Below are 22,086 nucleotides of genomic sequence, written 5' to 3' on the forward strand. Positions count from 1 at the left end.
TTCTTCGATAAGGAGCCGGACATGGCTGAAGCTGCAATCGCGCTCGATCCGTGGGCGCAAACGATCTTTCAACTCACGTCGCTGAATGACGGCGTGAACTTCGGGACGACTTCGGCAAGGCGTCCCTTCACGCAAACGGGCGAGCGCCGCGTGACCGTGAAGCTGATCGAACGTCCGTCGACCACGACGGCGACGATCGAATGGCGCGACTCGACGCGCTGCTGCTACGGCGATCAGGTGTGGCGTGCGATGCGCGCGCGCACTGCTGGCGTGTGCGCGATGAGCGGCCGCGAGATTCGTCCGGGGGACCATGTCTACGGGCCGAATCCGCGGCCGGTTCCGAGCAATGCGGGCGCGATGATTCTGGCGTCGGTGCTGGATCAGGCGACTTCGTTATGAATCGCTTGCGCTGCATGGAAAAACACCGCCTGCGAGGCGGTGTTTTCTTATGCGCGCTGCCGCGAACGACCGGTCATTCGCCCGCGTGCGCGCTGCCTGCAAGCTTGCCGCGAAAGACGTGGTACTGATAAAGGTTGTAGCCGATCATCACCGGGAACACGAGACCGATACCGATCAGCATGAACGCGAGCGTCGGTGCATCGGATGCGGCTTCGAGAATGCCGAGCTTGCCCGGAATGAAATCGGGGAAGAGACTGATCGCGAGCCCTGTGAACGAGAACACGAACAGCGCCACCGATGCGCGAAACGGCACACGCGAACTGCCGAGATACAGCGACGCCATGATGAACGCGAACGCAAGCACCGACGCGAGGCCGAGCGCGATCAGCACATGCATCACGGCCGGATGCGTCCAGCGCGCATGACCGATATCGCTGGAGAACCACGTCGCGAGCGTCAGCAACGCCGCGGCAACGACAGTGAACATCGCGCTCAGCAGTGAAATTCGCCGCGCCCATTGCTCGACCATGCCCGAGGTCTTCCTGACGAGATACGTCGCGCCGAGCAGGCAATATCCCGCGACGACACCGATCGCCGCAACGACGATGAACGCGAAGGCCGCCTTGCCCGGCGCGAGACCCGTGAGCACTTTTCCGAGCACGACGCCTTGCGAGAGCGCCGCAACGAGGCTGCCGATGCCGAACACCTTGTCCCACACCGGCCCGTGATCGACGCTATGACGAAACTCGATCGCCGCGCCGCGCATGATCAATCCCGCGATGAGCGCCATCACCGGCAGATAGAGATGCTCCATCAGGAGCGCGTAAGCCGACGGAAACGCGCCGAAGAGCGCGCCGCCCATCACGACGAGCCACGTTTCGTTCGCGTCCCACACATGACCGATCGATCGAACCATCACGTCGCGGTCCGACGACTTGCGGCGAAAGAGCGTGAGAATGCCGACGCCGAGATCGAAGCCGTCGGTGACGACATAGAAGACCAGCATCAGGCCGATCAGGCCGAACCATGTATCGGCGAGCATCGTGTGAACAGCGCTATTCATGAGTCGAGCTCCAAAGGCCGGTAACCTGCGACGTTCGCGGGCGGCATGCTGGTGAGGTCGGGGCCGGCGTTCAGCCAGCGTCGCGCGAGCACGAAGAATGTGACGAGCAGCACGACATGGAACGCGAGGAACATCGCGATGCTCAAGGACACCGACGAAGCCGGAATCGTCGACACGGCATCGCGCGTGCGCAACAAGCCGTAGACGACCCACGGCTGACGTCCCACTTCGCGCACGATCCATCCCGCTTCCACGGCGACATACGGCAACGGAATACAGAGCACCCACGCGAGCAGAAGCTTGCGTCTTGCGAGCAGCGCTTCGAGATGGCCGCGTGTTTTGCGCAACGCATACGCGGTCCAGAACGCGAGCATCGTGAACGCGAAGCCGATGCCCGCCATCACGCGAAACGCGTAATAGAGCAGCGCGATTGCGGGTGGCTGATCGTCGCGTGGGAAATCGGTGAGGCCCTTCACTTGTCCATGCAGCGTGTGCGTGCCGAGCACGCTCAACATGCCGGGCACGTCGATGGACCAGTCGTTGCGCTGCGCCTTCTGATCGGGCCACGCGAGCAAGGACCACGATGCGCCCGTTCCCGGTGCGTTCGTCGTCCAGTGGCCTTCGATTGCGGCGCCCTTGGCGGGCTGCGTTTCGAACACGCTCACGCCGCTCGAATCGCCGAGCCAGATCTGCAAGGGCGCGACGAACACGAGCACCACGAGCGCAAGGCGGAAAGAACGCGCGAAGAACTCGGGATGACGCCGGCGATACAGATTCCACGCGGAAATGCCCGCGATCACGAACATGCCGGTTTCGATCGCGGCGATCCACATGTGCGAGACGCCCCACACCATGTCGGGATTGAAGATGGCGGCGAAATAGTTCGTCACGACGATCCTGCCATCGACGACGGCGTAGCCCGCGGGCGTCTGCATCCACGAGTTCGCGACCATGATCCAGAACGCGGAGAGGCTGGAGCCGAGCGCGACCATCGATGTGGCGAACAGATGCACGCCGCGCGACACGCGTCCCCAGCCGAACAGCATCACGCCGACGAAGCCCGCTTCGAGCATGAAGGCCATCGCGCCTTCGAAGCCCAGAATGTTGCCGATGAACTGGCCGCTGTACCGTGAGAAGGCGGCCCAGTTGGTGCCGAACTGAAACTCCATCGGAATGCCGCTCACGACGCCGACCGCGAAGTTCAGCACCAGCAGCTTGCTCCAGAAGCGCGCATGCCGGTAGTACGCGACATCGCCGGTGCGCATCCACAGCGCTTCGACGAGCACGAGAAACGCCGACAGACTGATGGTCAGGATCGGCCAGAGAATATGAAAGATCGCGGTCATCGCAAACTGCGCGCGCGACAGGTCGAGTACGTGATCAGGCATATTGGACGTCTTCGCGTTGAGGCTCGGCGACCGTGTGCACGACTCTCACGGGCACGGACTTGTACGATGGCGTGCGGCTCTGCGGATCGAATGCGTAGAGCGGCACGAGCGGATTCACTTCCGGGTAGTACGCGCCGCAGCAGCCATCGGGCAGCGAGTATTCGACGGCCTTGAAGTTACGGATCACGCGCTCGATGCCGTCATCGGCGATCGCGAAGATATCGACGCGATCGCCCGCATTCAGTCCGCGCTTCTTCAGCTCGCACGGATTCATGAAGATCACGTCGCGCTGGCCGAACACGCCGCGATAGCGGTCCGAATGCGAATAGAGCGTGGTGTTGTACTGATCGTGGCTGCGCATCGTCGTGAGCGAGAGCGCGTCGGGATCGTTCGGAGCGGGGTCTTCGTCGAGCCCGTCGAAGACGAGAAAGTTCGCGCGGCCGGTGTCCGTGTTCCATACGCGTTCGCGCGCGGACGACGTCAGATGAAAGCCGCCCGGCACGCGAATGCGCGCGTTATACGCCTGGAAGATCGGGAACACGATCTCGATTGCATCGCGGATGCGGTCGTAACTCGCGACGAGATGTTCCCACGGCACGCGCGACTTTGCGCCGAGCGTCGCGCGCGCGATGCCAGCGACGATGGCCGGCTCGCTCAGCAGATGTGGCGACGCGGGCTCGTTGCGCCCGGCGGACGCATGCACCATCGACATCGAATCCTCGACGGTGATCGATTGCGGGCCATCCGCCTGAATATCGATTTCGGTGCGGCCGAGGCACGGCAGAATCAGCGCGTCCCGGCCATGCACGAGATGGCTTCTGTTGAGCTTCGTCGCGATATGCACGGTGAGGTCGAGCTTGCGCATCGCATCCTGCATGCGCGCCCAGTCGGGAATCGCGGCCGCGAAGTTGCCGCCGAGCGCCACGAATACTTTCGCTTCGCCGCGCATCATCGATTCGAGCGTGGCGACCACATCGTTGCCATGCTTCGCTGGCGGCGTGAAGCCGAACGCGCGCTCGATGCCCGCGATGAGCTGCGCATTCGGCTTTTCCGTGATGCCGACCGTGCGATTGCCCTGCACGTTCGAATGCCCGCGCACCGGACAGATGCCCGCGCCCGGCCGTCCGACGTTGCCGCGCAAGAGCGCGAGATTCGCGATCTGCTGCACGGCTTCGGTGCCGCCACGATGCTGCGTGATGCCCATGCCGTACACGAGAATCGCATTGTCGGCGCGCATGTAGATGTTCGCGGCATTCGTGAGCGCGTCGCGCGTGAGGCCGGAATGCCGCTCGATCGCGTCCCAGGGTGTAGCGCGCAAATCCGCGAGCAATGCGTCGATGCCGTGCGTATGGCCTTCGATGAACGCGATGTCCAGCACGCGCGGCGCGTCGGCGAGCATGGCTTCATCGTCCGCTTCGACGATCGCCTTCATCATGCCCTTCAGCGCGGCCACGTCGCCGCCCACGCGCACCTGATAGAGAAACGAGCTGATGTTCGTGAAGCCGAGCGTCGCCATTTCCACGGGGTTTTGCGGCGACGCGAAGCGTTCAAGCGCGCGTTCGCGAAACGGATTGAACGATACGATCTTCGCACCGCGCCGCGACGCCGAATGCAGATCGCTCATCATGCGCGGGCTGTTCGTGCCGGGATTCTGGCCGAAGATGAAGATCGCGTCTGCATGTTCGAAGTCTTCGAGCAGCACCGTTCCCTTGCCGACGCCGATCGATTGCGGCAAGCCCACGCTCGTCGCTTCATGACACATGTTCGAGCAGTCGGGAAAGTTGTTGGTGCCGAACTCGCGCACGAAGAGCTGATACAGAAACGCCGCTTCGTTCGATGCGCGCCCGGACGTATAGAAGTCCGCGCGATCGGGATGATCGAGCGCATTCAGATGACGCCCGACGAGTGCGAATGCCTCGTCCCATTCGATCGGCACGTATCGGTCGGAAGCGGCTTCATAGACCATCGGATGCGTGAGACGGCCCGCCATTTCGAGGTCGTAGTCGTTCCATGCGGCAAGCTCGGACACGCTATGTTGCGCGAAGAACTCGGGCGTGCAGCGCATGGCAGTCGCTTCCCATGCGACGGCCTTCGCGCCGTTCTCGCAGAATTCGAACGACGACGTATGTTTCGGATCGGGCCACGCGCAGCCGGGACAATCGAAGCCTTGCGGCTGATTCATGTGCAGGAGCGTTTTCGCGCCGGACACGGGAATGCCCTGGATCTTCAGTGCTTCGCCCGTGGCCTTCAGCGCGCCCCAGCCGCCGGCGGGTTCGCTATAGATGCGGATAACTTTGTTCTCGCTCATGTCCTTCGCCTCGCAAACGATGCAATTCGGTGATTGCGATGATCGCCGTTCGGCGCGAGGCGGCTTTGCGTAATCGCGCGCCTCATTTGCGAAGCGCACGGGCGAAAGAGATGCGTCGGCGCGGTTCCGTACGAACGTGCCGACGGCCGCGCTGGCATAAAGTTTCCCGCCCCCGGGCCGATAGCGCATAAGGAACCAGGCGCAGCGCACCGTCGCGGCACGGGCCACAGCCGAGTCGGGGCGCACGAAAAAGCAGTCGCAAAAGACTGATACGAAACGAGAGAGAGCCGATGACTGGTGTCTACAATCCGCTGCTGGTCTGTCTGTCGCTCGTGGTCGCGTTTCTCGCGTCCTACACGGCGATGGAGCTGTCCGGCGGCCTGAATGCGCTCGCGAGCGCGAAACGCCGCCCGGCGTGGCTCGCCGGCGGCGCGGTGTCGATGGGCGTCGGCATCTGGTCGATGCACTTCATCGGCATGCTCGCGTTCTCCCTGCCGATCGCCGTCGGCTACGATTTTTCGATCACCGCGGCGTCGCTCGTTCTCGCAATCGGCGTGTCGTTCATCGCGCTCGCCACCGCGAGCCGGGGCGCGCTATCGAGCTCGCGCCTCGTCGTGGCCGGCACGATCATGGGCGTGGGCGTCGCCGCGATGCACTTCACCGGCATGCACGCGATGCAGATGTCGCCGGGCATCGACTACACCGTATGGAAGCTCGTGCTCTCCGTGGCGGTCGCGATCGTCGCGTCGATGGCGGCGCTCTGGCTCGCGTTCACGCTGCGCGCATCGGACCTGGAGAACCTCGTCGTCAAGCGGCTCGGCGCGGCCGTCATCATGGCCATTGCGATCACGGGCATGCACTATCTGGGCATGGACGCGGCCAACTTCGCCTCGGGCAGCCTGTGCCTCGCCGACGCCAAGCTCGATGCGAACTGGCTCGCGCTCGTCGTCACGGCGATGTCATTCACGGTGCTCGTCGGCACGCTCGCCTTGCTCGGCTTTCATACGAGCAGCCTGTCGATTTCACTGAAGCGCGCAAACCGGCAACTGCATTATCTCGGCACGCACGATGCTCTGACGAACCTGCCGAATCGCCAGCAGCTTTCCTTGCGCATCGCGCAGGCAGTCGCCGACAGCGCGCGCCGCGCGTCACCCTTCGCGGTGCTGTTCATCGATCTCGACGGATTCAAGTCGATCAACGATTCGCTCGGCCACGGCGTGGGCGACGACCTGCTCCAGGTATGCGCCGAACGCTTGCGCCAGGACCTCCGCCACACCGATATGGTCGCGCGGCTCGGCGGCGACGAATTCGTGATCGTCGTGGAGAACGCGGCGGAGATATCGTCCGCCGTCGCGGTCGCCAATGGCGTGTTGCGGCGGCTGTCGCAGGAGATCGTCGTCAACGGCTTGCCGCTGCGCGTGAGCGCGAGCATCGGCATCGCGTTTCATCCGCGCGACGGGGCCAATGCCGAAGAAGTGCTGCATAGCGCGGACGCCGCCATGTACGCCGCCAAGCAGAGCGGACGCAACACGTTCCGCGTGTTCGAGCCGCAAATGAATCACACCGCGCTCAGGTCGCTGATCCTGCAGCGCGACCTGCATCGCGCGTTGAGCGACGACGAATTGAGCCTGTCGTTCCAGCCGAAGTTCAGCGTCGCATCGCAATCGGTGACGGGCGTCGAGGCGCTGATTCGCTGGCGTCATCCGGAGCTCGGCGAGATCGCGCCGCTCGAATTCATACCGATCGCGGAGCGCTCGGGCCTCATCGTCGAGATCGGCGACTGGGTGTTGCGCGAAGTGTGCCGCAACATCGCGCGATGGGATGCCGATGGACTGCCCGCGATTCCCGTGTCGGTGAATCTGTCGCCGATCCAGTTCAACGTGCCCGATCTCGTCGCGCGCATCGACGCTCTGATCGGCGCCGCGGGCGTCGAACCGTCGCGCCTGATGTTCGAGATCACCGAAACGACGGCGATGCAGAACGTCGAAAAGACGAGTCATACGATCGAGGCGCTGCAGACGCGCGGCTATGCCGTGGCCGTCGACGATTTCGGCACCGGCTATTCGAGCCTCGGTTATCTGCAGCGCTTTCGCTTCGACCAGATCAAGATCGACGGCTCGTTCGTGCGCGATCTCGATGCCGCGGGCAAGCGCGGCAGCGCGTTGCTGTCGGCGGTCGTGACGCTGGCGCGCGCGTTGCAGATCGAGGTCGTCGCGGAAGGCGTGGAGACGGAGTCGCAATTCCGCACGCTCGGCGAACTCGAATGCGATCAGATGCAAGGCTTCTTGCTGAGCCGACCGCTGCCCGCGGCGGAACTTCCGGGGTTCTTGAGCGGGATGGCGGGACGTATCGTCGGGGCGGGGCGCGTGTGCGTCGCGCCTGCCGTGTAAGCCGCGATCTCCTCGGCCAGTTCGCGTGTCAGCGCGGTGAGTTCCGTGTTCTGCCGCAGCAACGTCTCGATCTGCGCCGCCTGATGCGCGAGCGCCTTGTCGCGCCGCTCGGCCGCGAGCGCGAGCGCTTCCCGGTGCCGCGCATCGGCATCGGAGAATGCCTTGTCGCGATCCGCCTGACGCGTCTGCGCGAGGAGAATCATCGGCGCGGCATAAGCGGACTGAAGACTGAACGCCAGATTCAGCAACACGAACGGATACGGATCGAAGTGCATCAGATGCGCCACGTTCAACGCGATCCATGCGAGGACGATCAACGTCTGCGTCACCAGAAACGTGGGCGTGCCGAAGAAGCGCGCGAAAGCCTCGGCCTTCAGCGCGAACCAGTCGTTGCCGAACGCGCTCGCCAGATGCAGATGCGGCAACTGAAAGCGCAGATGATCGGTTGCTGAATCACGTTGGTCCTGTTCGATCTTCATGATGGTGATGAAAAGAGTGGGCGTGTGCGCATCGCACTCTACGTTCTCGCGCGCGCGAAGCGTTTGAAAAACGCACGCCGCCATACGGTGCAGCACGGCGCAAGTCCGTGAATCAGTCCGCCGTGCGTACGCTAAAACACCGGTCGCATCGACAAGACCCGCATTCGATCGCCATGAATACTCCTTCCATACGCGACACATCCGCCGCGTTAAGCGCCGCGCCGTGCATGAACGGCGCCGCCTGATCCAGCATCTCGAAGGAGTCAAAGCAATGGCCACATTCACACTTAAAGACGGTACCGAACTGTTTTACAAGGACTGGGGCTCGGGCCAGCCCGTCGTCTTCTCTCACGGCTGGCCGCTCAACGCGGACGCGTGGGATTCGCAAATGATGTATCTCGCGGAACGCGGCTATCGCGTGATCGCGCATGACCGGCGCGGCCACGGCCGTTCCAGCCAGCCGTGGGACGGCAACGACATGAGCCGCTATGCGGACGATCTCGCCGAACTCGTCGATCATCTCGACGTGAAGGATGCCGTGTTCGTCGGCCATTCGACGGGCGGCGGCGAAGTCGCGCGCTATATCGGCCGTCATGGCACGAAGCGCGTGAAGAAGGCGGTGCTGATCTCGGCGGTGCCGCCGCTGATGCTCAAGACCGAAGCCAACCCCGGCGGCCTGCCGCTTTCCGTGTTCGACGATATCCGCAAGGGCGTCATCGGCAATCGCTCGCAGTTCTTCAATGATCTTGCGACGCCGTTCTTCGGCTTCAATCGCGAAGGCGCGAAGGTGTCGCAAGGCACGATCGACTGGTTCTGGCTCGCCGGCATGCAATGCTCGATCAAGAGCGCGTACGACTGCATCAAGGCTTTCTCGGAAACGGACTTTACCGACGACCTGAAGAAGATGACGATCCCGACGCTCGTGCTGCAGGGAGACGCCGACCAGATCGTGCCGATCGACGATTCCGGCAAGCTCTCCGCGAAGATCGTCCCCGACGGCTCGCTCACGATCATTCCCGGCGCGCCGCACGGCATGTGCACGACCCACGCCGATACGGTCAACGAGCATCTTCTCGGGTTCATCCGCAAGTGAAGGAGCGCGTCATGGTCAATACTTCGGAGTCTCGTCCGCCGTTTCCTCCGTTCTCGCGCGAGACGGCGATCGAGAAAGTGCGTCAGGCCGAGGACGGCTGGAATTCGCGCGATCCCGAGCGCGTGTCGCAAGTCTATTCTCGCGATACGCAATGGCGCAATCGCGCGGAGTTCGTCCACGGACGCGAGGACGTGCGCGCGTTTCTGGATCGAAAGTGGCGCAATGAACTCGACTATCGGCTCATCAAGGAGCTATGGGCTTTCGGCGGAAACCGCATCGCGGTTCGCTTCGCCTATGAGTGGCGCGATGACGCGGGCAACTGGTTCCGTTCCTACGGCAACGAGAACTGGGAGTTCGGTCTCGACGGCCTGATGAATCATCGACACGCGAGCATCAACGATGTGCCGATCAAGGAAAGCGAGCGCAAGTTTCATTGGCCGCTCGGGCGAAGGCCGGACGATCATCCGGGCCTGAGCGAGCTTGGACTTTGATATCGCAAAGGACACGCTGCACGTATCGACGTGCAGCGTGTCATTGCATCGCGTCTTCCACCAGTTCGATCCAGTGACGCACGCCGGTGCGTCCCGCTCCCGCGAGATGCGTCTGACAGCCGATGTTCGCCGTGACGATCATCTCGGGCGCGCCGCTTTCGAGCGCGTCCAGCTTGCGGTCGCGCAGTTGCATCGATAGTTCGGGCTGAGTGATCGAGTAAGTGCCCGCCGAGCCGCAGCACAGATGCGCATCGGGGACGGCGGTCAGATCGTAGCCGAGACGCGTGAGAATTGCTTCCACCGCGCCGCCGAGCTTTTGCGCATGCTGCAGCGTGCAGGGACAATGAAACGCGATGCGGCGTCGCTCCGCGGACCTGAGCGCATCGAGCGGCTCCGCGCCCAGCACTTCGACGAGATCGCGCGCCAGTTCGCTCACGCGCGCAGCCTTCGCCGCGTAGCGCGGATCGTCGCGCAGCAAGTGACCGTATTCCTTGATGAACGCGCCGCATCCGCTCGCAGTCTGCACGATGGCTTCCGCGCCCGCTTCGATCGCGGGCCACCATGCGTCGATATTGCGCCGCGCGCGCATCAGTCCCGCTTCCTGCGCGTTGAGGTGATAGTCGGTTGCGCCGCAACAGCCCGCGCGTGGCGCATCGATCACGCTGATGCCGAGACGATCGAGCACACGTGCGGTCGCCGCGTTGGTGTTCGGCGACAGGGAAGGCTGCACGCAGCCTTCGAGCATCAGCACGCGGCGCGTGTGACGAGCGGCCGGCCGCGACTTGGCCGCGATGGTCTTCGCGGGAATCTTCTGGCGCAGCGTGGCCGGCATCAGCGGACGCGCGATACGGCCCGCCTTCAGCAGCGCATCGAACACGGCGGGGCGCGGTATCACATGACGCAGGCCGTGACGCAACATGCGCTCGCGTGCGGGACGCGGCACGCGACGCTCGAGTTCCGCACGGCCGATATCGAGCAGCGCGTGATACGTGACGCCCGAAGGGCAAGTCGTTTCGCAGTTGCGGCACGTGAGGCAGCGGTCGAGATGCAACTGCGTTTTGTCGGTGACGGGCTCGCCTTCGAGCATCTGCTTGATGAGGTAGATGCGCCCGCGCGGACCGTCCAGTTCGTTGCCCAGCAACTGATACGTCGGGCACGTCGCGTTGCAGAAGCCGCAATGCACGCACGAACGAAGTATGTCTTCCGCTTCCTTCGCGCGCGCGAGTGTCTTTGCTTCGTCGCTGAGATTCGTTTGCATATCGATGCCTGTCGATAACGTCAGTAGTCGGCGTACATGCGGCCGGGATTGAACACGCCGTGCGGGTCGAGGCGTTGCTTCACTTGCCGGTGAAAGCGCATGAGCGGCGCGGCGAGCGGATGAAACGGATCGGCTGCGGCGCCCGGCGTGAAGCACGTCGCGTGTCCGCCCGCCGCGCTCGCGATGCCGCGAATGACATTGGCGCTCGCATCGCTCTTGAGCCAGCGTTGCGCGCCGCCCCAGTCGAGCATCACCGCGCCGGGCAACTCGATAAGCGGCGTATCGTTCGGCAAGGACAAGCGCCAGAGCGGACGTTCGTCGCTGAAGAAGGGCAGACGCTGATCGCGCAGAGCGGACCAGAACTGCGCGTCGAGATGTTCTCCGCCGATGCGATCCGCCGCCGCGCGCACCGAGCCCGCACCGCCCTCCAGGCGCACATGCAGGCGGCCATCGACATGACATGCGCCGCTCACGGGCAACGCCGCCTTGCGCCATGAAGCAAGCTCGCGCATCGCCTCGGCCGCATCGAGCGCGAGCGACAGACACCGCGTTTCACGTGCCTTCGGCAGCACTTTCAACGACACTTCCGTGATGAGACCGAGACAGCCGAAGCTGCCGCTCATCAAACGCGAGACGTCGTAACCGGCGACGTTCTTCATCACCTGTCCGCCGAAACGCAGATGCTTGCCTTCGCCGGTTACGATGCGGCAGCCGAGCATGAAGTCGCGCACCGAACCGGCCCACGGCCGGCGCGGGCCCGACAATCCCGCAGCGACAGCACCGCCGATGGTCGCGGCTTCGTCGAAGGCGGGCGGCTCGCACGGCAGCATCTGGCCGGCTTCGTCGAGTATCGCGTTCAATTCGGCAAGCGGCGTGCCCGCGCGTGCGGTGACGACGAGTTCGCTCGGGTCATAGCTGACGATGCCGCGATGCGAGCGCGTGTCGATCTCGTCGCCGTGCGCGGGCCTGCCGAGGTGCGCCTTGCTGTCGCCGCCGCGAATACGCAGTGACCGCTTTCGTGCAATCGCGTCTTGCACTTGATCGACGAGCCGCGCGCTGTCGTCGATGGAAATGAGGTCGCGTCGCATCAGAAGCGCTCCAGTTCGGGATGAGGCAGCGCGCCATGATGCACGTGCATCGCGCCGAACTCCGCGCAGCGATGCAGCGTCGGCACGTTCTTGCCGGGATTCAGAAGCCCCGAAGGATCGAATGCGGCTTTCACGGCATGAAAGAACGTGAGTTCGTCGCCGTTGAACTGGGCGCACATCTGATTGATCTTCTCGCGGCCGACGCCATGCTCGCCCGTGATGCTGCCGCCGACTTCGACGCACAGTTCCAGAATGCGCGCGCCGATCGCTTCGGCTCTGTCCATTTCGCCGGGCGCGTTGGCATCGAAGAGAATGAGCGGATGCATGTTGCCGTCGCCCGCATGGAACACGTTGGCGACGCGCAGTCCGTATTGCGCCGACAGATCCGCGATGCCGCGCAGCACGCGCGACAACTCGCGGCGCGGGATCGTGCCGTCCATGCAGTAGTAATCGGGCGAGATGCGGCCCACTGCCGGGAATGCGTTCTTGCGGCCCGCCCAGAAGCGCTGGCGTTCGGCCTCGTTCGCGGCGAGGCGGATTTCCGTCGCGCCCGCCGTGCGCAGCAATGCTTCGACACGCGCGCAATCTTCGGCGACATCGGATTCCGCGCCATCGACTTCGCATAAGAGCAGCGCTTGTGCATCCACGGGATAGCCCGCGTGGATGAAGTCCTCGGCGGCGCGGATCGCGAGGTTGTCCATCATTTCGAGCCCGCCGGGAATCACGCCTGCCGCGATGATCTGCGCGACGGCATCGCCCGCTTTCTCGATGTCGTCGAAGCTGGCGAGCAGGACCTTCGCGCTCTGCGGCTTCGTCAATAGCTTGACGGTCACTTCGACCACGACGCCGAGCATGCCTTCCGAACCGGTGATGAGCGCGAGCAGATCGAAGCCGGGCGCATCGAGCGCTTCGGAGCCGAGCGTGAGACGTTCGCCGTCGATCGTCACGATTTCCACGCGCAGGATGTTATGGACCGTCAACCCGTACTTGAGGCAATGCACGCCGCCCGCGTTCTCCGCGACGTTGCCGCCGATCGAGCATGCAATCTGCGACGACGGATCGGGCGCGTAATAGAGGCCGTGCGGCGCGGCGGCCTGCGAGATCGCGAGATTGCGCACGCCGGGTTGCACGCGTGCGATGCAGGCTTGCGCGTCGACTTCGAGGATGCGGTTGAATCGCGACATCACGAGCAGGATGCCTTTTTCGAGCGGCAACGCGCCGCCCGAGAGACCCGTGCCCGCGCCGCGTGCGACCACCGGCACGCCGTGCGCGTTCGCGTACTTGAGCAGCGTCTGAACCTCGTCGATGGTGCCGGGGAGCGCAACGAGCATCGGCGTGATGCGATAGGCGGAGAGACCGTCGCATTCGAATGGACGCAGGTCTTCCTTCGCGTGCAGCAGTTGAAGATCGGGAAGCAGCGCTTGCAGATCGCGCACGATCGCGGCTTTGTCGTGATCGGCGAGCGGCCCGTCGAGCCTTTCGTCGTAAGCGTAGGTCATGCGGTGTCTCCTGTGGGACGCGGGTTCGTGCCCACGTGTGCTTTGTGGCGATTCTTCCGGGTCTGCGACATCATGTCGATGGATTTTCCACTGGTATTACCAGTTTTTGTGATGCACCGATTTATCGCGGATCGACGAAAGGTAGGCCATGAAACAGCGCAAGGCAGGCAGATGGCCGAGCGCCGTGCTACGATTTCGCAGTGGTAATACCAGTGGTGAGGGCGATGAAAGAAGCGGAAGAAAGCAAGCGAAAGCTGGCGGACGTGGTAGTCGAACGCATCGAAGCCTTGATCGTCGATGGCGTGCTGAAGGTCGGGCAGACGTTGCCGTCCGAGCGGCGGCTGACCGAGAAGCTCGGCGTCTCACGCACGGCGCTACGCGAAGGGCTGAAGATTCTGCGCGCGAGGGGATTGATCGAAACCTCGCAGGGCAAGGGCTCGTTCGTCGCGAAGCTCACGGCCGAGCCCGCGCAATCGCCGATGATGCATCTGCTCGGATCGCAACCGCGCACGCTCTACGATCTGCTGGAAGTGCGCGAAATGCTGGAAGCGGAGGCGGCGCGGCTCGCCGCATTGCGAGGCACGCAGGCCGATCACATCATGATCCGGCGTCGCTACGAAGAACTCGTCGCCGCCGATACGCACGACACCGACGCCTCCACTCATGCACGGCTTGATCACGCGTTTCATCTCGCGATTTGCGAGGCGTCGCACAACGCGGTGCTCGTGCATACGCTCGGCATGCTGAACGATCTGATGCTGAGCGCGGTGTTCGCGTCGGTGAACAATCTCTATCATCGCGAGCCGCAGAAGCGTCAGATCGATCGCCAGCATGCGCGTTTGTACAACGCCGTTACCGGCAAGCTGCCGGAGCAGGCGCGCCGTGCGGCGAGTCTGCATGTCAAGAGCGTGCGTGAGAGTCTTGCCGAGATCGAGCAGGAGGAAGAGCGGCTGGTGCGCTCGACGTTGCGGCTGGAGGGATGGGCGTGATGGCGTCGGGGATCGTAGCGGGCGAACCTTATATGAGACGTAGTTGAGCGGGATACTCGTCTCAACGCTCCGCCTCATCATGCTCCACCCCCACGAGCCGCGCCCCGAGCCGCCTCGCAAGCGCCTCGCCGCCCCGCTGCATCACGTAATCGTGATTCCACTTGAAGACCGGCCGCGCGATGGGCGCCAGCAGATTCATCCATCCGCGCCCGGTGCGCACGCGCCATTCGTATCGCACGATAGTGACATCATCCCACGATGAAAAGCGCCATTGCCCGGAACCTTCGACATCGCCGCTCGCTTCTCCTTCGAGCGAGACGAGCGGCTCGACGCGCGTGACACGCATGTCGAAGCGCACGCGATACGGCAGGCGCCCCTTCCATGTATATCGATGCAACGCACCGACGCCATCGTGCGCGCCTTTCTCCACTTCGATCACACGTTCGACACACGCCCACCATTGCGGCCACGCCGCCGGATCGTGGATGGCGTCCCATACGGACTGAAGCGGCGCCGCGATCTTCCAGACGGTAACGAATCGATATTCGCTCGCGCGCACGATCGCCTCATTTTCCCTTCGAGTTCTGCGCGATCGCTTCGTCGGTTTCCCAGCCGCCGCCGAGCGCGCGGAACAGGTTCACCTGATCGATCGCGACCTGTCCTTCGGCGGCCGCGACCTGTGCCGCGACACCGGTCAATGTGCGCGTCGCGTCGAGATCGTTGAGAAAGGACTCGCGGCCCGCGCGATACAACTGGTTGGTTTCATCGGCCGACTGGATCGCGGATTTATACGCGGTGCGCAATGCATCGGCACGTGTGGTGTCGGATGCGTAGGTCGCGAGGCTGCTCTGCGTTTCCTCCAGCGCCTTCAGCACGACGCCGTCGAAACGTGCGAGCGCACCGCTCGTCGACGCTTCGGCCTGATGCACGCGGGCGCGCTGGCCGTTGATCGGAAAGCTCCAGCTGATGAGCGGACCGAACGCCCAGCGATTCGTATTCGCGCCGAACAGGTCTTCCACGACGCCGACCGAACCCACCGACGCACCCAGACTCACCGACGGATACAAGGCCGCCGTGGCAACGCCGATGCGCGCCGTGGATGATGCAAGCTGCCGCTCGGCCTGACGCACGTCGGGGCGACGCTTGAGCAGCGCCGCGCCATCGCCGACAGGAATCGGCGCGCGCAGTTTCGGCAGCTTCTTGCACGCGAGGGCGGCCTTCGGCAAGTCGGAAGGCGCACGCGCGAGCAGCATCGCCAGCCGATATTGCGCGACACGGCGGCGCGCGACGAAGCGCGGAATGTCGGCGGCGAGCGTATCGGCCTGAGTCTGTCCGCGCGTGACTTCCGACTGATTGCCACGGCCCGCGTCGCGCAGACGCTGCGTGAGCTTCACGCGCTGCTTCTGCAAGTCGAGCGACTTTCGTGCGATATCCAGCTCTTCGGCCGCCGAGCACGATTCGACATACGCGCGCACGACATCCGCGACCACCGTGACGCGCGCAAGGTCCTGCGCGGCTTCGACGGCTTCATCGTCCGCGTTCGCCGCTTCGACGCCGCGCCTGAGCTTGCCGAAGAGATCGATCTCATACGAAATGGAAAGATCGAGCGCGCCTTCGTTGACGACCGGAATCTTCTCCGTCAACAGATACTGCTCCGCCGATTCCTGCGCGCGCTGAAACGCCGCCGATGTCTTGCCCGAGAACCCGCCTTGCTGATTCGCGAATTCGACTTCGGCGCGCGAGCGTGCGAGATTCGCGGCGGCCACGCGCAGATCGGTGTTCGATGCGAGCGCGGCGGTCACGAGTTGATCGACGACGGGATCGTCATAGAGGCGCCACCATTTGGCGGGCACTTCGCCTTGCGTGACGGGCGCCTGATTCGCGCCATCGATGGCGGAGTTCGCATAGGGCGCGTTGACCGCGGCGTTCCCCGGCAGCGTGTAGTTCGGTCCGACCGTCGTGCAGCCGACGAGCACGATGGCCGACGAAGCGGCGAGGGCGATCGCTTTCATTGCGACGCGCCCGACACGCTCGAAGTCGGCGCAGGCGCGGAAGCAGGCGACGTTTCCGACGCCGCGCGCTTGCCGATCTTCGGACCGATGCCGCGCACCGACACCGTCGCGGTGCGGCCCGCGATCATGCGAAAGTCCGCAGGAATTTCATCGAGCGTCACGCGCACCGGAATGCGCTGCGCGAGACGCACCCAGCTGAAGGCGGGATTCACGTTCGGCAGAAGACTGGAGCTTTGCTGACGGTCGCGATCCTCGATCGCCGCGACGATGCTCTGTACATGTCCGCGCAGGATGCCGGTCTCGCCCATCACCTTGATATCGACAGGCTGGCCGATATCGATGCCGCCCAGCTTCGTTTCCTCGAAGTAGCCATCGACGCGGAACGAATGCATGTCGACCACCGACAGCACCGCGCGTCCCGACGCCACGTATTCGCCCACGCGCGGCGCGCGATCGTTGAGATAACCGTCGACGGGACTGAGAATCTCCGTGCGTTGCAGATTGAGGCGCGCCGTATCGATCGCGACTTCGGCATCGGCGAGCGCGGCGGTTGCCTGCTCGACGCGCGAATGCGTTTCCTCGACCACTTCCCGCGCGACGAGATTGCCGAGCGCGCGATTGCGCGTATCTTCGCGGCGCGCCTGATCGAGCGTCGCGCGCCGTTGCTGCGCGGTCGCCTGCGCGTTGCGCAGCGCGAGCGTGTAGCGCGCCTGATCGATCACGAAGAGGACATCGCCTTTTTTGACCTGCTGGTTGTCCACGACCTTCACTTCGGTGATGAGGCCGGACACGTCGGGCGCGACCTGGATCACGTCGGCGCGCACGTGACCGTCGCGCGTCCACGGCGCGAACATGTAGTAATCGACGAGCTTCCACAACACGACGCACGCAATCGCGACGACGATGAGCGTAAGCAGAATCTGCCCGAGAGAGAACCAGGTTTTTTTCACGAGATGAGCCGCTGCGAAACGATGACGACAAAGCCCAGCACCAGAACATAGATGCCGAGATCGAAAATGGAACGGTGCCACACGAAGCGATAGAAGCCGACGCGCGCAAGCACGGTGCGGATCGCCAGATTCAGAAGATAGGCGATGAACATCAGCACGAGCACGGCGGGCACGAACACGCCGAGAATGTCGATTTCGCCGATCATGTGTGGCGTTCCGATGAAAGTGAAAGGGCGAAGATCATGCCGGCTCCTCGCGCGGCGGCACGCCGGTCGCGGCGTCGGGCTGCGTCTGCGTCGCGGGCGGATGCAGCGAAAGGCGCATGCCGACCAGCGCGTGCAACGTTTCGCGCAGCCATTTCTCCGCGGCGACATCCTGCGACTGCGTGATCGCGTGTGACGTGACCTGAGCGCTCGTCGCATCGATGCTGCGAATGAGTTCGACAGGCACCGGCTGACGCTCCCGGCGTGCGATGCAAAGCTCGAAGTAATGGCGCAATGCATCCAGCACCGAGTCTACCGACGTCTGCAATTCGGCCGGCAGCTTGCGGCGCGTGCGGCGCAGATCGAGCGCATTCAGCGCGACGCGGAAATCGCGAAAGCTTTCGATCGACGGGTGACGATGCGAGTCCGTCGCGGCATGACGCGGCAGGAGTTGCATCAGCCTGTCGAGCATGCGCGCATAGAGATCGCGCTGATCCGCGATGACTACCGTCGGCGACGCGCTCACCACGATATCCGCCCAGGCCGATTGCGTGAGCCGCGCGGCGGCGAGTTCCGCGCCGAAAGGGCGCGTCATGCGCGTCCAGATGAACGCGAAGAGCAGGCCCGCGACACCCGCGAGATTGCTGTTGATGAACACGAAGAAGTTCGCTTCGTAGGCGCTCTGAATGCTGATGAACGTCGCGGTATTCACGGCGGTGAGCATCGTCACGAGCGTGAAGCGCGGCCGCGGAATGAGCGTGCCGATGATGAGAAAGGGCACCGCGAAGATCAGCACGAGCATCGGGAAGTCGTGTACTTTCGGCAGAACGGCGAACACATAAAGGCCGGCGAGCACGACGCTCAGGCAGGTCGCGAGAAAGAACGTGAACACTTGCGGCGCGGGCTCGTCGAGCGCGGCGAAGAAGCAGCACGCGACGGCGGCGAGCGTCACGGCGCCGGCGCCATCGTTCCAGCCCGATTCGATCCACAGCCCGCACGCGACGATGATCGCGCTCACCGCGACGCCCGTCGAAAAGAGCATCATGCCGCGATCGAAAAAGCGCGCCGTGCCGCCGAGACGCCAGTGACGAAAGTGCGGGCGCCATTCGCTCGTCTCGTTGAGAATCGCCGCACGGAGCGCGCGAATATCCTGCCATACGTCGATGACCTGACCGAGACGCCACAGCGCATTCGAGAGCAGCGCGCCGTCCGCGCTCGCCAGCGCTTCGACGGACGGCCGCATCGCCTGGATGCGTTCGCGCAGCGCATCGGGCTCGCGCTCGTCTTCGACATCCTGTTCCGCGCGCGGCATGGGCTTCCCGACCCATGCGGCCACATCCTTCAGGAGTTGTTCCAGGCCTTCGGGATGCGCGCCGTGCTTGTCGATCAGTTCGATGAGCGGATCGGCCATCGACGAAATCAGCGGCAGAAAGATTTGCATGCGGCCCTGCAACGCGCGCGCGCGGCGAATGATATCGGGCCGCGTGTGATCGTAGGTCAGCTGGCTCAGCAGGAGTTCGAGGCCGTTGACGGTTGCCGCGAGCCGCTGGCGCGCCGCCGATATCGATGCGCCCGCGATATGTCCCGAGAGCGTCTCGCAGGCATAGAACGCGGCATCGCGGAACCATGCGTCCGTTCGTTCGATGAGCGTCGGCGCGAGCCGGCTCGGAAACACCGCGCTGCCCACGATGCTCGCCGTCACGATGCCGAGCAGAATCTCTTCGGTGCGGGTGATCGCGAGATCGAAGACGGTCGTCGGGTTGGTGACGGCGGGCAGCGCGATCAGCGGCAGCGTGTAGCCCGCGAGCAGGAAGACATAGCTGCGCGCGCTGCGGTCGAACATGGAGAGATAGAGCAGCGTGCCCGTCCATAACGCGACGATCACGCTGAAAAGGAACGGCGACTCGACGAAAGGCGGCACGATCAGCACCGCGCCCGCCGCGCCGATCATCGTGCCGAGCGCGCGATAGAGCGCCTTCGAGCGCGTCGCGCCGACGAACGGATTCGACACGATATAGACGGTCGCCATCGCCCAGTACGGACGCGGCAATTCGAGCGCGAGGCCGATGTACAGCGCGATCATCGCGGCGGCGAAGGTCTTGGCGGAAAAGAGCCACTCGCGCGCGGAAGGAAAGGCCATGGCGCTATGCTCCGCGCTTCGCCGCCGGGCGGGCCGGCCTGGTGGTGTCGTCGAGCGCTTCGAGCGCGGCGAGCAGCTTCGCATCCGGCGACGTGCTGAACGCGTTGAGCACACGCAGCGTCGTTTCGAGATCCTCGCGGCTCACGCCTTTCAGAAGCCGCGCGCGCAGCGTGACGAGGCGCTCTTCCATGCGCGCGGTGACCGCGCGGCCTTCATCGGTGAGCGTGATGGTATTCGCGCGCTTGTCTTCCGGATCTTCGTCGCGTCGCACGAGGCCGGCCGCGCAAAGCTGATCGAGCAGCCGCACGAGCGATGGCCCCTCGATGCCGACATGCTCCGCGAGCGTCACCTGCCGCACCGCCTCGCCGAGCCGGTTGGCCGTAAGCAGCGGCACGGCGCATGCTTCGGACACGCCGTACGAGGCGAGCACGCCGTGGCTCGTGCGGCGCCAGCGTCGCGCGGCAAGCACGAGCGTGCTGCTCACGGAGCGGCGCAGAATGTCGAGTTGGGTCATGCGGCCGGATTATAGCGAGAAGTATATTCGTTAGCATGCTATCGACTTATGTTTTTTCTTTCAGATTGCGTACGCTTAATCGATGACTGGGCACGCAAATTGTCGTGCTATCTTTTCGGCTCGACCCTTTCGCCCGCGCCGCCATGCCGATCGCCTATCTCCGGGGCCTGACGTCCCCCAGCCGCACCGATTCCGCCAACCGGCGCCTGGGCTGCGCGCTCGCCTTCGTTGCGGGCGCGGCGAATGCAGGCGGCTTTCTCGCGGTCGGGCAATACACGTCGCATATGTCGGGACTCGTGTCTTCCATCGCCGATAACCTCGTGCTCGGTCAGGTCGCGTTCGTCTTTTCCGCGATCGGCGCGGTCGGCGCATTTCTGAGCGGCGCAGCGACCTCGGCGGTGCTCATCAACTGGGGACGGCAGCGGCGCGCGCATAGCGTGTTCGCCACGCCGCTACTGCTCGAAGCTGCGCTCCTGCTCGTGTTCGGCATGCTCGGCGCGAATCTGGAGACGCATCGCGTGTGGGACGTGCCGTTGACGGTGGCGCTGCTGTGCTTCGTGATGGGCCTGCAGAACGCGATGATCACGAAAATCTCGAAGGCCGAAATCCGCACGACGCACGTGACGGGTCTCGTCACCGACATCGGCATCGAGATCGGCAAGAGCCTGTACTGGAACCGCGGCATCGCGCGCGACGATGCCGGTTATGTGCGCGCGAATCACGGGCGGCTCGTGCTGCTGAGCTCGCTCTTCGCGATGTTCATCTTCGGCGGCTTCGCGGGCGCGATCGGCTTCGCGCATCTCGGTTTCGCCACGACCGTGCCGCTCGCCGCGTTGCTCTTGCTGTTCTCCTCCGTGCCGCTCGCGGACGATCTCGCCGCGGGCAGGCGTCGCGCGCGGCGTTAAAGCGCCGTCACGGCGCTTCGGCAGCCTGCGCGACGATCCAGTCGCGAAAGAGCCGCATGCCGTGCGAAAGCCGCCGCGATTTGAGCCAGGTGAGCCAGTAGCCGCCGGTCTTCACTTCGATATCGAACGGCTGCACGAGCAGTCCCGCCTGCAACTCGCGCACGAACATGCGCGGCGGCGCGAGCGCGACGCCCGCGCCCTGCACCGCGGCTTCCACCATCAGACGCGAGGAATCGAAGACGGGGCCGTTCATCGTCCATGCATCGAGGCCGGCGGCGTCGAACCAGTTGGTCCAGTCGTCGGCGCGATAGGAACGCAGCAGCACTTCGTTCGCGAGATCGGATGGCTTGCCAAGGCGCCGCGCGATATCGGGTGCGCACAGAACGGCGAGCGGCGCATCGAGAAGCAGCGCGTTGTGCGTCGCGGGCCAGATGCCCGCCCCGAAGCGGATCGCGAAGTCGAGCCCTTCCGACGCCGGATCGACGAGATTGTTATGCGTGAGCAACCGCAACTCGACGAACGGATGCGTCTCGCGGAACGCCTTGAGCCGCGGCATCAGCCAGCCGACCGCGAACGTCCCGACGACGCCCACCGTCAGCACTTCATGAAAGTGCCCGCCTTCGAATTGCTTGAGCACGGCTTCGATGCGGCCGAACGCATCGCTCAGCACGGGCAGCAGCGCGCGGCCTTCGTCGGTGACGTTCAGGCCGCGCGGCAGGCGTCTGAAGAGCGGCGTGCCGAGCCGTTCCTCGAGCGCGCGCACTTGCTGGCTGACGGCTGCCTGCGTCACGTTCAGTTCCTGCGCGGCACGCGTGAAGCTCAGGTGCCGCGCCGATGCTTCGAACGCGCGCAGCGCATTCAGGGGAAGATGAGGGCGCATGGTTCGCATAAGATTTTCTATTGCGTGCGGCAAATTA

At 64.3% G+C, this 22,086-nt stretch carries 19 protein-coding genes and 1 pseudogene; 6 read left to right on the forward strand and 14 right to left on the reverse strand.

What is annotated here, in order from left to right; translation table 11 throughout:
- The first annotated feature begins 21 nt into the window (after positions 1-21).
- Positions 22-399, forward strand: a complete 378-nt coding sequence (locus IAG25_RS06335; protein WP_187604087.1) for a DUF3331 domain-containing protein — start codon at positions 22-24, stop codon at positions 397-399.
- Positions 400-472: 73 nt separating this feature from the next.
- Here the strand turns inward: IAG25_RS06335 and IAG25_RS06340 are convergent, their stop codons facing one another.
- From IAG25_RS06340 to IAG25_RS06350, 3 genes are read right to left on the reverse strand one after another with little or no spacing between them, the layout of a single operon-like run.
- Complete coding sequence (locus IAG25_RS06340; protein WP_187604088.1) at positions 473-1,462, reverse strand: cytochrome d ubiquinol oxidase subunit II; 990 nt, start codon at positions 1,460-1,462, stop codon at positions 473-475.
- A complete protein-coding gene (locus tag IAG25_RS06345) occupies positions 1,459-2,850 on the reverse strand; it encodes a cytochrome ubiquinol oxidase subunit I (RefSeq protein WP_187604089.1) in 1,392 nt (463 codons plus the stop codon). Before IAG25_RS06345 ends, IAG25_RS06340 begins: the two co-directional genes overlap by 4 nt.
- A complete protein-coding gene (locus tag IAG25_RS06350; protein WP_187604090.1) occupies positions 2,843-5,158 on the reverse strand; it encodes an FdhF/YdeP family oxidoreductase in 2,316 nt (771 codons plus the stop codon). Before IAG25_RS06350 ends, IAG25_RS06345 begins: the two co-directional genes overlap by 8 nt.
- A 290-nt stretch (positions 5,159-5,448) precedes the next feature.
- Here IAG25_RS06350 and IAG25_RS06355 point away from each other — a divergent pair, with 290 nt between their 5' ends.
- Positions 5,449-7,548, forward strand: coding sequence for a putative bifunctional diguanylate cyclase/phosphodiesterase (locus IAG25_RS06355; protein ID WP_187604091.1), 2,100 nt, complete (start codon positions 5,449-5,451; stop codon positions 7,546-7,548).
- A gap of 74 nt (positions 7,549-7,622) precedes the next feature.
- Here IAG25_RS06355 and IAG25_RS41410 read toward each other — a convergent pair.
- A pseudogene (locus IAG25_RS41410) lies at positions 7,623-8,228 on the reverse strand (DUF1003 domain-containing protein); the annotation flags it as partial.
- A gap of 70 nt (positions 8,229-8,298) precedes the next feature.
- Here IAG25_RS41410 and IAG25_RS06360 point away from each other — a divergent pair.
- Positions 8,299-9,120, forward strand: coding sequence for an alpha/beta fold hydrolase (locus IAG25_RS06360; RefSeq protein ID WP_187604092.1), 822 nt, complete (start codon positions 8,299-8,301; stop codon positions 9,118-9,120).
- A gap of 11 nt (positions 9,121-9,131) precedes the next feature.
- Positions 9,132-9,611, forward strand: coding sequence for a nuclear transport factor 2 family protein (locus IAG25_RS06365; protein ID WP_187604093.1), 480 nt, complete (start codon positions 9,132-9,134; stop codon positions 9,609-9,611).
- A 40-nt stretch (positions 9,612-9,651) separates the two neighbouring features.
- Here the strand turns inward: IAG25_RS06365 and glcF are convergent, their stop codons facing one another.
- Genes glcF through glcD form a run of 3 tightly spaced genes read right to left on the reverse strand, consistent with a single transcriptional unit; the run spans position 9,652 to position 13,456 of the window.
- Complete coding sequence (gene glcF, locus IAG25_RS06370; RefSeq protein WP_187604094.1) at positions 9,652-10,869, reverse strand: glycolate oxidase subunit GlcF; 1,218 nt, start codon at positions 10,867-10,869, stop codon at positions 9,652-9,654.
- A gap of 20 nt (positions 10,870-10,889) precedes the next feature.
- A complete protein-coding gene (glcE, locus tag IAG25_RS06375; protein ID WP_187604095.1) occupies positions 10,890-11,957 on the reverse strand; it encodes a glycolate oxidase subunit GlcE in 1,068 nt (355 codons plus the stop codon).
- Positions 11,957-13,456, reverse strand: coding sequence for a glycolate oxidase subunit GlcD (glcD, locus tag IAG25_RS06380; RefSeq protein ID WP_187604096.1), 1,500 nt, complete (start codon positions 13,454-13,456; stop codon positions 11,957-11,959). Before glcD ends, glcE begins: the two co-directional genes overlap by 1 nt.
- Positions 13,457-13,680: 224 nt before the next feature.
- On the opposite strand from glcD, the gene glcC reads away from it, so the two are divergent.
- Positions 13,681-14,445: a transcriptional regulator GlcC gene (gene glcC / locus IAG25_RS06385; RefSeq protein ID WP_187604097.1), complete on the forward strand. Its 765-nt coding sequence runs from the start codon at positions 13,681-13,683 to the stop codon at positions 14,443-14,445.
- Between the two features lie 61 nt (positions 14,446-14,506).
- On the opposite strand, the gene IAG25_RS06390 is transcribed toward glcC, so the two are convergent.
- From IAG25_RS06390 to IAG25_RS06415, 6 genes are read right to left on the reverse strand one after another with little or no spacing between them, the layout of a single operon-like run.
- Positions 14,507-15,004 (reverse strand): SRPBCC family protein, encoded by a 498-nt coding sequence (locus tag IAG25_RS06390; RefSeq protein ID WP_187604098.1) that lies wholly within the window; start codon positions 15,002-15,004, stop codon positions 14,507-14,509.
- 7 nt (positions 15,005-15,011) lie between these two features.
- Positions 15,012-16,457, reverse strand: coding sequence for an efflux transporter outer membrane subunit (locus IAG25_RS06395; RefSeq protein ID WP_187604099.1), 1,446 nt, complete (start codon positions 16,455-16,457; stop codon positions 15,012-15,014).
- A complete protein-coding gene (locus tag IAG25_RS06400; RefSeq protein ID WP_187604100.1) occupies positions 16,454-17,407 on the reverse strand; it encodes an efflux RND transporter periplasmic adaptor subunit in 954 nt (317 codons plus the stop codon). Before IAG25_RS06400 ends, IAG25_RS06395 begins: the two co-directional genes overlap by 4 nt.
- Positions 17,404-17,613, reverse strand: coding sequence for a DUF1656 domain-containing protein (locus IAG25_RS06405; protein ID WP_035503993.1), 210 nt, complete (start codon positions 17,611-17,613; stop codon positions 17,404-17,406). The genes IAG25_RS06400 and IAG25_RS06405 overlap by 4 nt, the downstream gene beginning before the upstream one ends.
- A 34-nt stretch (positions 17,614-17,647) precedes the next feature.
- Positions 17,648-19,750 (reverse strand): FUSC family protein, encoded by a 2,103-nt coding sequence (locus tag IAG25_RS06410; RefSeq protein ID WP_187604101.1) that lies wholly within the window; start codon positions 19,748-19,750, stop codon positions 17,648-17,650.
- A gap of 4 nt (positions 19,751-19,754) precedes the next feature.
- Complete coding sequence (locus IAG25_RS06415) at positions 19,755-20,264, reverse strand: MarR family winged helix-turn-helix transcriptional regulator (RefSeq protein ID WP_187604102.1); 510 nt, start codon at positions 20,262-20,264, stop codon at positions 19,755-19,757.
- 143 nt (positions 20,265-20,407) lie between these two features.
- Between IAG25_RS06415 and IAG25_RS06420 the strand changes: the two genes are divergently transcribed.
- Positions 20,408-21,169: a YoaK family protein gene (locus IAG25_RS06420; RefSeq protein WP_187604103.1), complete on the forward strand. Its 762-nt coding sequence runs from the start codon at positions 20,408-20,410 to the stop codon at positions 21,167-21,169.
- Positions 21,170-21,176: 7 nt separating this feature from the next.
- Here the strand turns inward: IAG25_RS06420 and IAG25_RS06425 are convergent, their stop codons facing one another.
- Positions 21,177-22,058: a LysR family transcriptional regulator gene (locus tag IAG25_RS06425; protein ID WP_187604104.1), complete on the reverse strand. Its 882-nt coding sequence runs from the start codon at positions 22,056-22,058 to the stop codon at positions 21,177-21,179.
- Between the last annotated feature and the right edge of the window lie 28 nt (positions 22,059-22,086).

The organism is Caballeronia sp. EK (genome assembly GCF_014384845.1).
GTDB lineage: Bacteria > Pseudomonadota > Gammaproteobacteria > Burkholderiales > Burkholderiaceae > Caballeronia > Caballeronia jiangsuensis.

What these genes read in the sequence shown, in the direction of transcription:
- IAG25_RS06335 (WP_187604087.1), top strand. Translation starts at nt 22, where the DNA reads ATGGCTGAAGCTGCAATCGCGCTCGATCCGTGGGCGCAAACGATCTTT.
- IAG25_RS06340 (WP_187604088.1), bottom strand. Translation starts at nt 1,462, where the DNA reads ATGAATAGCGCTGTTCACACGATGCTCGCCGATACATGGTTCGGCCTG.
- IAG25_RS06345 (WP_187604089.1), bottom strand. Translation starts at nt 2,850, where the DNA reads ATGCCTGATCACGTACTCGACCTGTCGCGCGCGCAGTTTGCGATGACC.
- IAG25_RS06350 (WP_187604090.1), bottom strand. Translation starts at nt 5,158, where the DNA reads ATGAGCGAGAACAAAGTTATCCGCATCTATAGCGAACCCGCCGGCGGC.
- IAG25_RS06355 (WP_187604091.1), top strand. Translation starts at nt 5,449, where the DNA reads ATGACTGGTGTCTACAATCCGCTGCTGGTCTGTCTGTCGCTCGTGGTC.
- IAG25_RS06360 (WP_187604092.1), top strand. Translation starts at nt 8,299, where the DNA reads ATGGCCACATTCACACTTAAAGACGGTACCGAACTGTTTTACAAGGAC.
- IAG25_RS06365 (WP_187604093.1), top strand. Translation starts at nt 9,132, where the DNA reads ATGGTCAATACTTCGGAGTCTCGTCCGCCGTTTCCTCCGTTCTCGCGC.
- glcF (WP_187604094.1), bottom strand. Translation starts at nt 10,869, where the DNA reads ATGCAAACGAATCTCAGCGACGAAGCAAAGACACTCGCGCGCGCGAAG.
- glcE (WP_187604095.1), bottom strand. Translation starts at nt 11,957, where the DNA reads ATGCGACGCGACCTCATTTCCATCGACGACAGCGCGCGGCTCGTCGAT.
- glcD (WP_187604096.1), bottom strand. Translation starts at nt 13,456, where the DNA reads ATGACCTACGCTTACGACGAAAGGCTCGACGGGCCGCTCGCCGATCAC.
- glcC (WP_187604097.1), top strand. Translation starts at nt 13,681, where the DNA reads ATGAAAGAAGCGGAAGAAAGCAAGCGAAAGCTGGCGGACGTGGTAGTC.
- IAG25_RS06395 (WP_187604099.1), bottom strand. Translation starts at nt 16,457, where the DNA reads ATGAAAGCGATCGCCCTCGCCGCTTCGTCGGCCATCGTGCTCGTCGGC.
- IAG25_RS06405 (WP_035503993.1), bottom strand. Translation starts at nt 17,613, where the DNA reads ATGATCGGCGAAATCGACATTCTCGGCGTGTTCGTGCCCGCCGTGCTC.
- IAG25_RS06410 (WP_187604101.1), bottom strand. Translation starts at nt 19,750, where the DNA reads ATGGCCTTTCCTTCCGCGCGCGAGTGGCTCTTTTCCGCCAAGACCTTC.
- IAG25_RS06415 (WP_187604102.1), bottom strand. Translation starts at nt 20,264, where the DNA reads ATGACCCAACTCGACATTCTGCGCCGCTCCGTGAGCAGCACGCTCGTG.
- IAG25_RS06420 (WP_187604103.1), top strand. Translation starts at nt 20,408, where the DNA reads ATGCCGATCGCCTATCTCCGGGGCCTGACGTCCCCCAGCCGCACCGAT.
- IAG25_RS06425 (WP_187604104.1), bottom strand. Translation starts at nt 22,058, where the DNA reads ATGCGAACCATGCGCCCTCATCTTCCCCTGAATGCGCTGCGCGCGTTC.